Annotated in this window: 12 protein-coding genes; 6 read left to right on the top strand and 6 right to left on the bottom strand. The window is 72.6% G+C overall.

The window, feature by feature from the left end; all coding sequences use genetic code 11:
* The first annotated feature begins 1 nt into the window (after position 1).
* On the top strand, positions 2-154 hold the full coding sequence (locus tag CP983_RS43910; RefSeq protein ID WP_167537673.1) for a hypothetical protein: 153 nt from the start codon (positions 2-4) through the stop codon (positions 152-154).
* On the opposite strand, the gene fxsT is transcribed toward CP983_RS43910, so the two are convergent.
* The 4 genes from fxsT to CP983_RS07970 are packed head-to-tail and all read right to left on the bottom strand — an operon-like array spanning position 139 to position 8,724.
* Complete coding sequence (gene fxsT / locus CP983_RS07985) at positions 139-3,921, bottom strand: FxSxx-COOH system tetratricopeptide repeat protein (RefSeq protein ID WP_150499089.1); 3,783 nt, start codon at positions 3,919-3,921, stop codon at positions 139-141. The genes CP983_RS43910 and fxsT overlap by 16 nt on opposite strands.
* The gene (locus CP983_RS07980) at positions 3,918-5,012 is read right to left on the bottom strand and encodes an AAA family ATPase (RefSeq protein WP_150499088.1); all 1,095 of its coding nucleotides are present in this window, start codon (positions 5,010-5,012) and stop codon (positions 3,918-3,920) included. Before CP983_RS07980 ends, fxsT begins: the two co-directional genes overlap by 4 nt.
* Before the next feature lie 42 nt (positions 5,013-5,054).
* Positions 5,055-6,869 (bottom strand): VMAP-C domain-containing protein, encoded by a 1,815-nt coding sequence (locus CP983_RS07975; protein ID WP_150499087.1) that lies wholly within the window; start codon positions 6,867-6,869, stop codon positions 5,055-5,057.
* Between the two features lie 52 nt (positions 6,870-6,921).
* Entirely contained in the window at positions 6,922-8,724 is a 1,803-nt protein-coding gene (locus CP983_RS07970) for a thiamine pyrophosphate-requiring protein (RefSeq protein ID WP_150499086.1), read from the bottom strand.
* 265 nt (positions 8,725-8,989) lie between these two features.
* Between CP983_RS07970 and CP983_RS07965 the strand changes: the two genes are divergently transcribed.
* Entirely contained in the window at positions 8,990-9,781 is a 792-nt protein-coding gene (locus tag CP983_RS07965; RefSeq protein ID WP_150499085.1) for an RNA polymerase sigma factor SigF, read from the top strand.
* A 34-nt stretch (positions 9,782-9,815) separates the two neighbouring features.
* On the opposite strand, the gene CP983_RS07960 is transcribed toward CP983_RS07965, so the two are convergent.
* Positions 9,816-10,943, bottom strand: a complete 1,128-nt coding sequence (locus tag CP983_RS07960; protein WP_107908389.1) for a PAS domain-containing protein — start codon at positions 10,941-10,943, stop codon at positions 9,816-9,818.
* Positions 10,944-11,068: 125 nt separating this feature from the next.
* On the opposite strand from CP983_RS07960, the gene CP983_RS07955 reads away from it, so the two are divergent.
* The 4 genes from CP983_RS07955 to CP983_RS07940 all read left to right on the top strand — a co-directional run bounded on the left by CP983_RS07955 (position 11,069) and on the right by CP983_RS07940 (position 15,738).
* Positions 11,069-11,785: an ANTAR domain-containing response regulator gene (locus CP983_RS07955; protein WP_107908030.1), complete on the top strand. Its 717-nt coding sequence runs from the start codon at positions 11,069-11,071 to the stop codon at positions 11,783-11,785.
* A gap of 220 nt (positions 11,786-12,005) precedes the next feature.
* Positions 12,006-13,124, top strand: coding sequence for a hypothetical protein (locus tag CP983_RS44415; RefSeq protein WP_189748603.1), 1,119 nt, complete (start codon positions 12,006-12,008; stop codon positions 13,122-13,124).
* 209 nt (positions 13,125-13,333) lie between these two features.
* Complete coding sequence (locus CP983_RS07945; RefSeq protein WP_107908031.1) at positions 13,334-14,581, top strand: aminotransferase class I/II-fold pyridoxal phosphate-dependent enzyme; 1,248 nt, start codon at positions 13,334-13,336, stop codon at positions 14,579-14,581.
* Entirely contained in the window at positions 14,578-15,738 is a 1,161-nt protein-coding gene (locus tag CP983_RS07940; RefSeq protein WP_150499084.1) for an MBL fold metallo-hydrolase, read from the top strand. The genes CP983_RS07945 and CP983_RS07940 overlap by 4 nt, the downstream gene beginning before the upstream one ends.
* 3 nt (positions 15,739-15,741) lie before the next feature.
* On the opposite strand, the gene CP983_RS07935 is transcribed toward CP983_RS07940, so the two are convergent.
* Positions 15,742-16,158 carry a hypothetical protein gene (locus CP983_RS07935; RefSeq protein WP_107908033.1) on the bottom strand — a complete coding sequence of 139 codons (417 nt, stop codon included), beginning with the start codon at positions 16,156-16,158 and terminating at the stop codon, positions 15,742-15,744.
* Positions 16,159-16,164: the final 6 nt, after the last annotated feature.

Raw genomic sequence — 16,164 nt, 5'->3', positions numbered from 1 at the left:
CATGGCACTGCTCACCGTGCTTCTCCCGCTACTGATGCTCGGCGTGGTGCTGGCGTTGGGGCGGTACGAGGACCTCCTGCTGCCACGAGAGCCGGACCCCCTCGACCCGACCGCACCGCCGGCCCCGACGGTGAGCCGTCACGCTTCGGGCTGACCGCTTTCAGGTCCGCCATGCCGTAGGGCGGCGAGAACGGACTCGGTACGCCGGGTGTCGGGGTGGTGGATGCCGAGGACCCGTTGCTGACGTCCGTACGTCTCCTCGGCCACGCCCTGCGCCTCGCCCGGCCGCAGGCTCTCGGCGAGCCGCCTCGCGAGGACGGACGCCGTGCGCAGGGTGTCCGGATGATCGTCCCCGAGAGTCCGACGGCGACGCTCGTAGATGTCCTGGGTCAGCCGCAACGCTCTCCCGGACAGTCCCAGCCGTGCCAGGCGGTCGGCGAGATGGGAGGCCGCGTTGAGCGTGCGCGGATGATCGGCACCGCGTGTCCGGCGGCGACGCTCGTACGTCTCCTCCGCCACGACCCGGGACTCCTCCAGATGTCCCGCCTCGGCCAGGACCACGCTGAGGTGGGACGCGACGCGCAGGGTGTCCCGGTCATCGGGCCCGAGCGAGGCCGTCCAGCCTTCGTGGAGTTCCCGCAGCCGACGCAGGACGATCTCGGTCTCGTCCCGGTCGTAGAGGTAGCGGCAGGCCTCACCGGCGGCTTGCCGGGCTGCCGACGTCGTGAGATCCCGGGGGGCGACGGCCAGCAGATGGGCCAGCAGGGCCGGCCAGTGTGCCCTGGTCGCGGGGTCGGGCACTCCGCTGGGGAATGCCGAGGAGAGCAGCCGACCGGCGTCACCGGCGGCCCGGCGACGCTCGTCGGCGGAGAGATCCCCGCGGAGTACGGCCTTGGTGAGCTGATGCAGTTGCAGAGTGCCGTCGGACACCCGAGCCAGCCCGATCTCACTCACCTCCTTCAACAGCCGTTGCCGGGCCCTGAGGTCGGCCAGGGCCCGGCCCAGACGGGAGGCGTTCTTCCCTGCCGGGACGCAGGCGTGCAGCGGGAAGGGCTCCGTGGCCGGCAACAGCGCGCAGGCGTCGAGCAGGTCCGCCGCCGCGGGATCGCGCCGACGCAGACGCAGGGCGCTCTGCCGGATCACGGCGACCACCGGCGGTGTCCATCCGGGCTGCCCTGCGACCTCGCGGGCCAGGCCGCGCAGAAAGACTTCCAGGCTCATGGTGGAGAGCAGGGCGCCTGCCATCTCCAGAGCCAGCGGAAGATGGCCAAGGGCCTCCGCCAGCCGCTCGGCGTCCCTCGCGGACAACTGTGGACGTCGGCTGCGCAGCAGTGCCACGGATGCCTTGACCGACAGCACGTCCAGGGAGACGGCCGGGATGTTCAGCCGCAGGTTGGCGTCACGGGAGGTGACCAGGACGTGCCCGGGCCCGTCGGGAATGTGGGTGACGACGGCAGGGTCGTCGGCATTGTCGAAGACGAGGAGCCAGCGGGGCCGGGAACGCAGCTCGGCCGCCAGGGCGGGCAGGACGGCTCCTGGTGAGATGCCCGGTCGGGCCACGCCCATCACCAGCGCCAGCCTCTCCAGTTGCTCGGGGATCCGCGCGAGCTTGTCGGCCGTCACCCACCACACCACGTCGTACTCACCACTGAAGCGGTGCGCGTACTCGACGGCGAGCCTGCTCCGTCCGCCCCCGCCGTGTCCGTGCTGGGCGATGACGGCGACGCGCCCCTCATGGGCCAGCCGCACGCGGATGTCGGCGAGCTCGCTCTCCCGGCCGGTGAACCCGGAGCCACGCGCGGGAAGGTTCGACACCCGCGGAGGTGTGCCGGGCAGCCTGGGCCCCCCGTCCCTTCCCCGCCGCAGTCGGCCCGGCCGACCGGCGGGGAGGAATTCCGTACGGCCGCCGAACGGGCTCCGCACCGTGCGCAGCAGGGCCTCCCGGGCCTCCTGCTCACCCAGCCCGGACAGGGTCGGCAGAGGCCGGCCGAGCGGCGGGTACGAGGTCTCGTCGAGGCTGATCGGGACGACGTCACCGACCAAGGTGAGAAAGTCGAGGCCCTTCGGGAAGAGAGGCCGATCAGGGCCGGGATAGTGCAGGGAGAACAGGGCGAGGACTCGCGTACCGGGCCGCTCCAGCTCGTGCCGTAACCGGCCGACCAGGTCGTGCCCCGGCTCCGGTCCCCACTCGTCCAGCACGGCCTCGTAGCCCGCGTCCAGTACGTGCCATGCGGCCCACTCGGCCCACGCGCGATCCCTGCCCACATGGCTGATCAGGACGCACGGTTGAGTGCTTCCCCACGTGCCAGGCCCTTCGCCGCCGGCGGGCGCAAGGGCGTGCCCGAGCCGTGTCACCCCCGCAGCAGAGGGAGCGGCGAAGGCCTCCCCGGCCACGGGCACGGTCGCCTGATCACGGTCGACACCCATGAGGGCCGCGTCGAAAGCGCGCGGATGCCCGATCCGGGGCTCCAGGAAGGCCGTCACCTCGTCGCGCAGCAGCTCCAGGACCCTGCTCACATCGCTGTGGTACTGAGCGTTGAGGAGTGCGTCGCGGACATCGGGAGTGAACTCGAAGCGCGGCTCGCCGTGTTCGGCGTCGTCGGCCCTGTCCTCGGCCCGGTGCAGCATCCCGCCGAGGAAGACCTCGGCCAGTTCGCTTCGTGACGAGTCCGGCAGCATGGCCCGCTGCACCACCCGCGCCACCGGAAGGGTGACCGTGGACAGTGCCGACAGCAGCCCGGCCAGCTGCCAGGACCGGGGCGACGACGATCTGCGGAACCGCAGGATCGCCTCGTCCGCGTCCGCGTCCGTCGTTCCGGTTGGTGGGGTCGGGTGGGCCGGCAGTTTCTCGCGACGCCGTCCCCGCGCTCCGTGCCGCAGCAGCAGCGCGGCCGTCGGGGTCCAGCGACAACTGCCCGCGGTCATCTCGGCCCAGCCGCGCAGTGGTCCGGGCTCCAGCTCCACCACGGGAACCGCCAGGGCCGGTCGGCGACGTGAGTCGAAGCGGCGGGAGGGCTCGAGGCCCCATCGTGAGTTCGGCGCCCCCGGCTGCGGCACCCGCAGCGACACCGGCGTCGGTGCGGCGCCGCCGCGGCTCCACAGCGAGCTGGGCAGCAGATGCATGAGGCTGACGTGGGAGCGCTGCGCCCAGTCGAGCAGCAGGCGTTCCGCCGTTGCGTCGTGCCACATGGAGCCCACCGTGTCGCTGAGGACGACGATGAGCTGGTTCCCGGTGGGGTCGAGGATCTCGCGGTGGTGGCGGGCCGGTCTGCCCACCGACGGGTGCGGGCGCACCTCGACCCCGGAGCCGTCGGGGGCGGGGGAGAGGTTCCAGCGGCGGATGTCGCGGAACGCGCCGAGGCGGGCCAGTCCTTGTTGGACTTCCCGGACCTCGTTGTGCCACAGGGCCATTGAGGGGCTGGTGTCGACGACCAGGGTGAGGCAGAGCCGGCGGGCCGGTTCAGGGCGCAGGACGGGGACCATGATGTCCTCGTCCACGAGTCGCGTGACCGTCGCCTCTTCGTCCAGTTCGAACGCGGTGAGGGACGGCACCTTGCGGGTGAGCGGCTTCAACGCCCTTGTCAGCGCGAGACCGTGCGGCAGTGCGGCCTCCGCCGGGACGTGCACGGGGGCGGCGAGCCGCTCCCGTGGCGCAGGCCGGCGGGAGCCCCGGATGTGCAGGGTTGCCTGGCGCGCGGCGCCGGTGCCGTCGACGGGCTCTGTGGGCGGTGGTGTCGGATCCTCCTTGGATTCCGGTGTCTCGGCGGGGGACTCCTCCGGTTCCGCGTCGGGCTCGTCCTCGGTACCGGACGAACGGCCGTCCAGGACGTGCTGGGCGAGCCAGAGGATGTCCGCCAGTTCCTCGGGGCCGGGGTCCTCGACCCCGCCCTCCCGCAGGAGATCCAGGAGGTGGGAGATCACGTCGCGTCCGGCCCGCTGAGCGGCTGCAGGGTCGCGTCCGCCAACTGCTTGATCTCCTCCGGAGCCGTCCACGCTCCGGCCAGGCGCAGCTGCACGGCGTTGAGCAGCTGGTCCGTGCCCAGTTCACCGCGCTCGCGCCGACTCAGGAACGTGCGGATCAGACCATCGGGACCGGTCGCCGTCGCCACCGCGTCGGGCCCGATGCGCCGCTCGATGATGCGCAGCAACTTCTCCTCTTCCGGCAGGTCGATGGTCAGCCGGATGCAGCGGCGCAGAAACGCCGGCGGGAACTCCCGCTCGCCGTTGCTGGTGAGGACGACCACGGGGAAGGCCCGGCACTGCACCTGACCCGCGGTGATCCGGACCCGTACGCCGGGGTCGTCGGTTCCCACGGTCATCGTCTGCTGGTGATCCGCGAGCCGGGCCAGCTCCGGGATGTCGAAGCGCCCTTCGTCCAGAACGGTCAGCAGGTCGCCCGGCAGATCGATGTCGCACTTGTCGATCTCGTCGACGAGCAGGACGCGAGGACGCTCGGCGGGCAGGAACGCGGTGCCCAGGGGGCCCAGCCGAAGATAGCGTCCGATGCCGTCCGCGGCCGCCTTACGGTCCGACGGCCGTTCCTCCTCTGTTTCCCGGTCGCCTTCGTCCGCCTCTGGTGACTCGTCCGGGGCTGCGCGCATGCGTGCGAGGTTGGCGTCCTCCAGGCGCCGTAGCGCGTCGTACCGGTACAGGCCGTCGCGCAGCGTGGCCCGGCTGGTGATGGGCCACCGCAGCACAGGGCCGAGTCCCAGGTCCTGCGCGATGCTGTACGCCAGCGTCGACTTGCCCACCCCCGGCACGCCTGTGACCAGCAGCGGGCGCCGCAGGAGGAGCGCCGTGTTGACGAGGTCGATCTCGTTGTCGTCGGCGAGGTAGCCCGCCCCGCGCTCACGGTCCGCCGCGTACCGTTCGTCGTCGAGCGAGGGCACGATGTGACCCGGGTCGATCTCGCCCTCGAACACCCGCCATGGCGGCCGGTGTTCGGCGAGCCGGGCGAGGTGCCGCTGCGTCGGCACCGCCCGGTCGCCCTTGTAGATCCACCAGTCCTTCACGGCACCTCCGGTAGGTTTCCGGCAGCGTGCCGGACGGTCGTGTCACGCGATCAGGTTCGTGTCGCTCAACGGGTCCGCGGCCGGCGAGTGGTTGGGGTCGTCCCACAGGAGGACCACGCTCGCCCGGGCCGCGTCGGGCACCTTCGTGCTCCGGCGCAACTTCGCCACCGTGTCGGGCAGTTCCGCCACGTCGGCCACGCTGTGCAGGTCCAGCAGCGCATCCAGCGGCGGTACGTCGGGATCACTACGATGACTGTCGCGCTGCCAGACGATGATCGGCATTCCGGCGTCCAGCGCCGCGTACACACTCGACCGGGCCGGCGTCGTCGACACCGCGACGCACACCGGGTGGTCGTTCCTGCGCCACTCGCCGATGCGCTCGTCCAGGCTTTCGACGTCCTCCTCCGCCACCCACGCCGTGGGCCGCTCGGCATGGCCGTTGCGCCGGGTCAGCCACTGCCACCGGCGGGACCACAGCTGCGGCAGGTCGAACTCGCAGCGCTCGTCCGGGCAGCGGACCACGACCTGGTAGAGCTTGCCGAGCGAGCGCGTCCCCCTGGGCAGTTGCAGTGGCCACTGCTCGAACGCCTCCTCCAGCAGGCCGTCGAAGACGGCGAACTCGATGCGCTCCAGCTTCGTACCCGGGCCCTGCTTCCCGTCGGTGAGCGCCTCCGCGAGATTGCGCATGCATTCCTGAAGCAGGTCGCGCGCCCCGTCCATGTCCACCACCATCGACGACCCGTCCTCGGGTGGCTGAAGGCGGCGCGGCTGTCTTCCGTCCGTCGTGCGCAGCCATATCTCCGCGTAGTACCGGTCCGGCCGCTGGGGGTGCTCCGTCAGCCGCACGGTCAGCGTCGCCTCGCCGCGTTTGATGCCCGGGGCCTCGGGCAGCGTCGGCAGCTCCCGGCTGTCCAGGAACCGGCTCACCCATGTGGCCAGCGCCGATGCACGCTGCTGGTCGGCGGGGCTCTCACCGGCGGCGTAACCGGCCGCGAGGGCGTGCGCGAAGGCGACCGGCTTGGGCACCGCGCCCGGAGCGTGGCGGCGCTCGCCCAGATCCTCGGCCCATGCGTACAAGTCGCCTTCGGGCGTGCCGTACGGTGCGGCGGCCTGTCCCGGACCGCCCGGGGCTCCGAAGGACCACTGGTACGCCTGGCCGGCCCAACTCTCCGGCCTTACGTCCTTGAGCAGCCCGCCCAACTGCCGCCAGGCAGCCTCGTCCAGCCCGCCCGACGGCATGTCCGCGGGCGCAGCGGCGGGCGTCACTACGTCCCCGGCGGGGGAGCACGGCGAGGATGCCGCCAGCAAGGACGGGCGGGTGCCGTACACGGGGATTGGGCCGAGCGGCGGCTCGACGCGCTCGGGTTGGTCCGTCATGTAACGCACGAGCTGCTCGATGCCCGCCGAGTTGAGCGACGGTACACGGAAGCGGCTGATTCGCACGGCTCCCAGGAACGAGGGCAGTTCCTTCTCACTGCGTCCGGGCAGGATGACCAGGAGGACCTTCCGGAACCAGGCTCTGTAGTTCTCATAGAGCTCCGTGCCCAGCAGAGTGGCCTCGAAGGAGACTCCGAGTCCCACCCCGTCCTGCTCTTCGTGGTCACCGCGGATCTTGTATGCGGGAGACGCGACGACGAGGACGTAGTCCGCGTCGGCATACTGCCGCATCATCCACCGTGGCCAGTCCTGGGGCTGCACGCCGGCGTAAAGATCGACCTTCGCGTCGAGACCGCCCTGTGTGCGCAGCAGCTCGTAGAGCGTCTCCACCTTGTCGACGTGATGCTGGTCGTCATGGGCGTAGGAGATGAAGACCCGCGGTCTTCCTGCCCCGACCGCCGTGTCCGCCCCGTACTCCATGTCCCCCGTGCCCCCTCCCGCGCAGGAACTCAGGGTAGTCGGGCGAACCGGTTCAGTTGGGCTTCTTCTCCCGTCCCGACAAGAACTCCTGCATCTTCGACTTGAAGCCCTGGCGGATCATCGCGCCTCGGTCGGGGTCGCCCTTCAGGATGGATGTGGCCGTTGCTTCCAGTTGGTCCCAGGTGGCGTGCGGGGGGATCGGGGGGACGGCCGGGTCCGTGAGGAAGTCGAGTACGGCGGGGCCGTCCGACTCCAGGCCCGCGCGCCAGGCCGGCTCGACCTCCTCGGGCTTCTCCACGCGGATGCCGGTCAGGCCGAGGGAACGGGCGAAGGCGGCGTAGTCGACGTCGGGGAGTTCCTGGGAGGGGAGGAAGGACGGGGCGCCCTCCATGGCGCGCATCTCCCACGTGACCTGGTTGAGGTCGCGGTTGTTGAACACGGCCACGATCAGACGCGGGTCATCCCAGAGGTGCTTGTACTTCGCCGCCGTGATCAGTTCCGCCAGCCCGTTCATCTGCATCGCCCCGTCCCCGACCAGGGCGATCGCCGGGCGGTCCGGGTGGGCGAACTTGGCGCCGATCGCGTACGGCACACCGCAGCCCATCGTCGCCAGCGTCCCGGACAGCGACGCGCGCATGCCGGGCCGCATCGTGAGGTGGCGGGCGTACCAGTTGGCCGCCGAGCCCGAGTCGGAGGAGACGATCGCGTCGTCCGGCAGCAGCGGGTCCAGCGCGCGGGTGACGTACTCCGGGTTGATCGGGTCGGCCGACAGCCCCGCGCGCCGCTCCATGACGTCCCGCCAGCGCGCCACGTTGTCGCACACCGTGTCGTACCACTCGCGGCCCCGCTCCTCGGCGGCGATCAGCGGGATCAGCCGCTCCAGCGTCGCCTTCGCGTCGCCGACGAGATTCACCTCGTACGGATACCGCATCCCGACCATGTGCGGATCGATGTCGATCTGCACACCGCGCGCCTTGCCGAAGTCCGGCAGGAACTGCGAGTACGGGAAGGACGATCCGATGGTCAGGAGCGTGTCGCAGTCCCGCATCAGCTCGTACGAGGGCCGTGTGCCCAGCAGGCCGATCGCGCCGGTGACATAGGGCAGTTCGTCGCTCAGGACGTCCTTGCCGAGCAGCGCCTTCGCCACGCCCGCGCCGAGCAGTTCGGCGATCCGCTCCACCTCGGCGCGTGCGCCGGCCGCTCCCTGGCCGACCAGGATCGCCACCTTGTCGCCGGTGTTGAGGATCTCCGCCGCCCGCCGCACCGAGTCCTCCGAGGGGACCGCCGTCCAGGAAGTGCGGTCCAGGCTGGAGGGCACCATCTTGAACTCGTGCGTGGGCGGCGAGTAGTCCAGCTCCTGGACGTCGCCGGGGATGATGACGGCCGTGGGGGCGCGGCGCGCGTACGCCGTACGGATCGCCCGGTCCAGGACGTTCGGCAGCTGCTCGGGGACCGTCACCGTCTCCACGAAGTCCGAGGCGACGTCCTTGAACAGCGTGTGCAGGTCCACCTCCTGCTCGTACGAGCCGCCCATCGCGGAGCGGTGCGTCTGGCCGACGATCGCCAGGACGGGCACATGGTCGAGCTTGGCGTCGTACAGGCCGTTCAGGAGGTGGATCGCGCCCGGCCCCGAGGTCGCCGCGCACACCCCGAGCCGGCCGCTGAACTTGGCGTACCCGACCGCCTGGAACGCGGACATCTCCTCGTGCCGCGACTGGACGAAACGCGGCCGGTTCCCGGCCCGGCCCCAGGCGGCCAGCAGCCCGTTGATGCCGTCGCCGGGGTAGCCGAAGACCTGCTCCACACCCCATTCGCGCAGGCGCTCAAGGACATGGTCGGCGACTTTGCTGCTCATGCGGGACCTCCCGGTCCGATCGGGGGCCGGCCCTCCGTGCGGGGGCTGTGCGGCACCGCCACGAGTGACCCCGGGGGCAGGCGGAAAACCCGCGTGGGCGTTTGAGGACGGTGAGTGAGGGCAGGCGGACGAACAGTGCTTCGGACAGGAGGCACGTCCGTGGGAACGGCGAGTCCCGCCACGGGTGTGTCCGGTACCGGTGCGCGCCCGCACTCCCGCGGTTGACCGTCCAAGCCAGAGCACAACCAAGGGAGTTGCGACGCACATGCCCACACCAGTGAGCGCGAAGCACCACCCGCACGACGACGCCCCCGACACCGCCGAGGACTTCCGCCGGCTGGCCGCGCTGCCCGAGGGACCGCAGCGCGACGCCCTCCGCGGGCGGATCGTAGAGGCGTGGCTGCCCATGGCCGACCGGCTCGCCGGACGTTTCCGCAGCCGCGGCGAGAGCTTCGAGGACCTGCGGCAGGTCGCCGCACTCGGCCTGGTCAAGGCCGTCGACCGATACGACCCCGAGCGCGGCAACGCCTTCGAGAGCTACGCCGTGCCCACCATCACCGGCGAGATCAAGCGGCACTTCCGCGACCACATGTGGACGCTGCACGTGCCGCGCCGGGTACAGGACCTGCGCAACCGCGTACGGTTCGCCGTGCACGACCTCCAGACCGTCTCCGGCCGCATGCCGTCCAACGCCGAGATCGCCGCGCACGCGGACATGACCGAGGCGGACGTCCGGGTCGGCCTGGAGGCGCTGGAGAGCTTCACCGCCCTGTCGCTGGACGCGGAACTGCCCGGCAGCGACGACGGCTACTCGCTCAGCGACGCGCTCGGCTCGGCCGATCCCGCGCTGGACACCGTCGTCGACCGCGAGTCCGTCAGGCCGAGGCTCGCCGCGCTGCCCGAGCGGGAGCGGGCGATCCTCTACATGCGGTTCTTCGGCGACATGACGCAGAGCCGGATCGCGGAGCACCTGGGCATCTCGCAGATGCATGTGTCCCGGCTGATCAGCCGGTGCTGCAACCGGGTGCGGGAACAAGTGCTCAGCGATGTGGCCTGAGGGCCGCCCCTGGGAGACGGTCTGAGAGCCGCTCCTAGGGGACCTCGGTGGCCGCCAGCGATATGTGGCGGGACATCGTGTCCAGGGCCTTCGCCTCCGCCATGGAGAACGGGGACCGGGCCCCGCATCTGAAGAGGGTCAGGGTGCCCCGCACGGTGCCGCCGGCCGCCAGGGGGACGCACAGCAGTGACGTGACGTTCGCCCGGACGAGTACGGGGGCACCCTGCGGGTCCCTCCCGAAGGCGTCCGGGTCCTCCGGACGCACCTGGAGCGACGGGGATCCGGTGCGCGTGGTCTCCGTGACCAGGGGACACGCGGCCGGATCCTGCGCCGCCAGCGCCGTCGCCTCCTCGGGTGAGGGGGCCAGCACCGCCGTACGCGTCATCGGCGAGGCGGTCGCGTCGGCGATCACCCAGTCGGCGAAGCCGCCGTGCAGTACCCGGGCCGCCCGCCGCAGCACGGACTCGCGGTCGCCGCGCGGTGCGGTCAGCAGGGCCGTCGTCATCTCGTCCAGCAGATCCATCAGGGTCGCGTGCCGGGTCGTCTCGGCCAGGTCGGGGACCCGGGTCGCCTGCGGGGCCGGCCGGGCAGGCGGTTCGAGTGCCCCGAGCGCGCCGGGCTGCATCACCACCAGGACCGTGGGGTGCGGCTCCCCGCTCGGACGTACGGCGGTCAGGGTCGCGTGGACGGGGGCCGACGGACGCTGCTGGAGATGCACGGTCAGACTGCGGTCGCCCTCGCCGCGGGCCACGGCGGCGGCCTGGGAACGGAACGCGGCCCGGTCGGCGTGCGCGAGGAGGCCGGACAGCGGGCGGCCCGTCGCATGGCCCGAGCGGACACCGGTGAAAGCGGTCGCCGCGAGGTTCAGCCGGCGTACCACCGCCTCCCGGTCCACCAGCGCGACCGGGAGCGGGAACTGCTGGAACACCGCCCGGAGCAGATGCTGCTCCTGACGGTCGGCGGAGGCCGTACGCGGCAGCCCGGCCGAGGACAGCCGCTCGTACCACGGCCACAACTGATCGGCGACATGGTCGAGTTCGAAGATGGCCGCGTCGAGGACCGTCGGCAGGTCCTCTCCCGTCACGGACCGCGCCGCCTTCAGTTCCGCGACGCGGCGTACGAAATCCGCGAGCTCCTCACCGAATCCGTCCGTCTTCTCCATGGGCATGAACCTAGCTCGCGGCGACACGTTGCGGGGCAGCGGGGATCCAACCGGTTCCTGGTCGCTCCACGACCGTTTTCCCCGGCCGGGACCGGGAACGCGCAGAAAAGAAGGAGGAGTTGACGATGCCCGCTCGCGACCGTGTGGGTCACTGGGGAGACGAGTCCGCCGAAGCCGCCCTTCCCGGGCGCAGATTGTCGGCCCTCGCCGAACAGGCCGCGCGCTGCACCGCCGACTGCTGCGGCGCCAGCAGTACGGTGGCCGAGGCGGGCGCCGACCGGCCCGCCGCCGTCACCCACCCCGACCTGGCCGGGCTCGTCGCCGTGCAGCTCCGCTCCGGGGACGGACCCATTCCGGCCGCCCTGGAACGCGGTGAGCCCGTCGACTCGGCCGACCTGCTGCACGACGAGCGCTGGCCCGAGTACCGCGCCCTGGCGCTCGACTCCGGCGTGCGCTCCAGCGTCACGCTGCCGTTCCGCCGGTCCGGCCTGACGGTGACGCTGAGCCTCTACAGCTTCCGTCCGGGCGCCCTGGACGACGCCCGGCACGGCCCCGTGCACGCGCTCGGGGAATTCGCCGCGAGCTGTCTCGTCCGCGACCGCTCCTACCGCGCCGCGCTCACCGAGCTGGACCACCTGGGCGCCGCCCTGCGCTCCCGTCCCGTAGTCGACCAGGCCTGCGGCATCGTCATGCACGTACTCGGCTGCGACGCCGACGCCGCGTTCGGCGTACTCCGCCGCATCTCACAGGGCACGAACCGCAAGCTGGCGGACGTCGCGGCCGGGGTGGTCAGCAGGCGCGGGCGGGGGCTCGAGCGGGATCTGGCGGCGTTGTTGAACTGAGCGGGTGGGGCGAGTCGGGGGTGGGGGCGTAGAGGACTCGGCCGGCTCCAGGACGGGAGAGGCGAGCGGGCTCGTCGGGGCGTGTCGTGTCACCCGCTCGGCCCTCCCCGATCCCGCGAATGGGGTCCGGCCGCGCGCGCCCGGGCCGCGGGCGGGCTGTCATGGCTGCGGGGGCACGACCGCCGTTCCCCCGCAGCCGTCGGCCGAAGGAGTCCACCCCATGCGCCGCACCGCCCGCGCCCTGTCCGTCGCCGCTCTGACGGGTGTCGCCCTGGGCGCCCCCGCCTCGGCCGCCTCCGCGGACCCGGCCGCGGAGGTCAGTCCGGGCACGGTCGCGCCGGGCGGCAGCGTCACCGTCTCGGTCACCTGCGACGCCCTCGACGGGTCCGCGCCCGCCACCCTCCAGGCCACCTCGCAGGCGTTCGAGGAAGGCACCGTCGAGCTGAAACGGGTCTCCGGCACGGGCGAGAAGGCCGCCGGGGCCGTGTACCGCGGCAGCGCCCGGGTCCCCCCGGCCGAGAGTTTCGAGGGCGACCCGGACGCGGCCGGAGCCGAGTCCGACTGGACGGTCGACGGGACCTGCCCGGCAGTGGGCGGCGGCGAGGGCAAGGAGTGGAGCGCGACGTTCACGGTGGCGCGGGAGAGCGGTGGTACCGGGAGCGGTGGTGCCGGGAGCGTGGGCGGTGGCAGTGACTCCGATCCGACCGACTCCGATCCGACTGACTCGGATGCCACCGACTCCGTTCTGACCGACTCCGGTGTCAGCGACCTGAGCGCGAGCGACTCCGGCGGCGGCAAGGGGAGCGACGCGGGCGGCAAGGGTGAGGAGAGCGGGGGCCACCAGGGCGGCAGCGGCAGCGGCGGCACCGGCGGTGGCCACACCTGCAAGGACCCCGACTCCGACTGGACCGGAGCCGGAAAGACCGAGCCCTACGCGGCCGAGTCGGAGGCCGGAAAGGCCGAACCCGGGTGGGACGGCGCCGAAACCGAAGGGACGGGAGGACTCGGCGGGACCGACACCGGGGGACTCGGCGAGGAAGGGCTCGACACCGGCGGCACGGACACCGGCGGGAGCGGTGCCGGCGAGACCGGAGGAACCGACGCCGGTGGAACCGACGCGAGCGGAATCGCACCCGAGTGGGACACCGGAGCCGGCAAGAAGGAACCCGGAGCGGAGGACTGCGCAGGCGCGACCGACCAGCACGGTGTGCAGGCCGGCACCGGCGGCACCTTCACCGACTCCGTCCCCGCGCTGGTGGCCGGCGGCGTACTGATCGCGGGTGCGTTCTCAGGCGCGGCGTACCGGCTGCGTCGCAGGACGACCACCCCGGAGGACTGAGGCGTACGGCCGCTCCGCGACCCGCGCAACCCCGGCGGCCACCCATGCAGTTGCGCCACGCTGGGTAGGCGAAGCGCGGAGACACACGATGCACCGCACGTCGCCCCCGGACCGTTAGACCCCACGACCCCCACCCCCCACCAGCCCGCACGGAGCATCGGACGACGTCGACCAGACCCACCACGGCACCAGGCACAGCGGAGGCACGGATGCGCCGGACGGACCCCGAAGGCCACGGCCCCGTCCGTTACGGGCCGCCGCTCCCCGACGACGGACTGCCCGTACTGCCCGAGATCGCGGCCGTGCTCGCCGCCGCAGCGGGCCGCGCCGAGAGCGAGCCGGTCGGCGGTGGCACCGCCCTGCTGGAGGCCGCGTGCGGCTACTGGGGCCGGCGCGGACTGCCGACCGAGCCCGAGCAGGCGGTGGCCGGCCCCGGCGCCCCCGCCCTGCTGCTCGGCCTGACCTTCGCGCTCGGCGGCGACGTCCTCGTGCCGCGGCCCTGCGCGGCCTGGTGGGCGCCGTACGCACGTCTGTTGGGCCGGCCCGTCTTCCACGTGGCGACCCCGGCCGAGTGCGGCGGCGTCCCGGATCCGTACGCCCTTCTGGAGACCGTCCGCCGGGTCCGTGACGAGGGCGGTGACCCACGGCTGCTCGTGCTGTCCGTCGCCGACGACCCCACCGCCACCGTCGCCCCGCCCGAGGTGCTGCACGAGACCGTGGAGGCCGCCACCGGCGAGGGCCTGCACCTGGTGAGCGACGAGACCTGGCGCGACACCGTGCACGCGCCGCACGACACCGTGCTGGTCAGCCCCGCCGAGATGCTGCCCGAGCAGGTCACCGTCGTCACCGACCTGGCCGGCGCCCACCTCCCGCCGGGCTGGCCCGCCGCGGTCGCCCGGTTCCCCGCGCACAACGCCGGCAACGGCCTCCACGCGCGCGTGCTGGACGTGCTCACCGCACTCGGCGCCCGCGTCGCCGGCCCGGTCGCCCTCGCCGCCGGGTACGCGCTCGCCGAGCCGGAGACCGTCACCGCGCGGATCGGCGCCGCCGTACGGCTGCACGCGCGCGTGGCGGCCGCCGCGCACGCAGCCGCAGTGGGAGCCGGCGCCCTGTCCCGGCCCCCGCAGGCCGGCCGGCACCTGTACGTCGACCTCGGTCCCCTGCGCGCCGGGCTGTCCTCGCACGGCGTGGGCGACGCGCAGGACCTGGAGGACTTCCTCGCCGCGCGGCTCGGCATGCCCGCGCCGGGCGGGCACCGCTTCGGCGACGACCTCGCGGCGTTGCGCGTACGGCTGTCCACCGGCGCGCTGCTGGCGGGCACCGACGAGGAGCGCGCGGAATGCATCGCCTCCCCCTCGCCGTTGGAACTGCCACACGTGCAACGCGCGTTGATCCACATGAGGTCGGTCTTCGACGATCTCCGCGACGAAGCTCAGCGACGGGAGCCTCCTCGATGACGCAGCAGTCCGAGTCGACCACCGGGCGAACGGCCACCACGACGCACAAGGCCACCGCGAAGCACAAGACCACCGCGAGCACGACCGCCCAGGAAACCGGCGATCCGACGGGCCACCCATCCCCCCTCGCGACCCCGATCCCTCCCCTCGCCGCCCCCCGCCCGCTGGGCGAACGCCGGGTGTGGCCCCGCTCCTTCCACGACCGGCTCACCGCCCCGCTGCCCGGCATCAAGACCCTCGCCCGCTTCGCCCGCGAGGGCGCCGTACGTCCGGGCCGCGAGGGCCTCGCCGACATCCCGCTCCTGCCCTTCGAGCCCGGCCCGGTGCCCCGCGTGGGCGCCGACACGGTCGCCGTCTCCTGGGCGGGGCACGCCAGTTGGGTCGTGCAGATCGGCGGGCTGACCGTGCTCACCGACCCGGTCTGGTCGCGCCGGATCCTCGGCACGCCGGCCCGGATCACCCCCGTCGGCGTCGCGTGGAGCGCCCTGCCGCGCGTGGACGCGGTCGTCGTCAGCCACAACCACTACGACCACCTGGACGCCCCCACCCTGCGCCGACTCCCGCGCGACACCCCCGTGTTCGTGCCGGCCGGCCTCGCGGGCTGGTTCCGGCGGCGGCGGTTCACGCAGGTCACCGAGCTGGACTGGTGGGAGGCGGCCGAACTGTCCGGCGTCCGCTTCGACTTCGTGCCGGCCCACCACTGGTCCAAGCGCACCCTCGTCGACACCTGCCGCAGCCTGTGGGGCGGCTGGGTGCTCACCGCGCCGGACGGACAGCGCGTGTACTTCGCCGGCGACACCGGCTACGGCCACTGGTTCACCCGCATCGGCGAGCGCTACCCGGACATCGACCTCGCCCTGCTCCCCATCGGCGCCTACGACCCCCGCTGGTGGCTCAGCGACGTCCACTGCGACCCGGAGGAGGCGGTACGGGCGGCTCAGGACCTGGGCGCGCGGCGGATGGCACCCATGCACTGGGCGACGTTCGTCCTGTCGGCGGAGCCGGTCCTGGAGCCGCTCACGAGGGTGCGGGCGGCATGGGAGAAGGCGGGCCTGGACCGGGAGGACCTGTGGGACCTGCCGGTAGGAGGATCACGCGTGCTGAAGGAGCGGACGGACCGGAGGCCCGCCCCGGGGCGCGGAGAACTGCGCGCCTAGGCACTAGGTCCCGGCGATCTCTCGCCTGAGCTGATGGGTGAAGCGGCGAAGCAGGTCCAGCGTCTCCATGTGCTCGGCCCTGCGGTCGTCCCTGCCCCCGCTGGGCCGGGAGCTCCACACCCGACGCGCGAGAGCCTCGGCGAGCTCGGTGGTCTCCTCGGCGCACAGCAGGTAGAGGGCCGACCGGGCCTCCTGCATCCGGCCTGCCAGCTCGTTGGCGCCGGCACCGTCGTGACTCAGCTGCGTTTCGCGCAGGTGGTCGATGAGCTGGGTCGCGGCCGTGTTGAAGGCGACCCCGGCTTTCAGCTTCTGCTCTCGCAGCCACATACGGTCCTGGCGACGGGCAGTGAACCAGGAGCCGAATGCGACCCCCATGACGCCGATCGCAGCCCCGATGGCCACGGACAGGATGTTCTCCACGCCCAG

The organism is Streptomyces chartreusis, from assembly GCF_008704715.1.
In the GTDB taxonomy this organism is placed as follows: Bacteria; Actinomycetota; Actinomycetes; order Streptomycetales; family Streptomycetaceae; genus Streptomyces; species Streptomyces chartreusis.
Note: the sequence above shows the minus strand (reverse complement) of the source record. Positions and strands in the feature narration are given on the sequence as shown.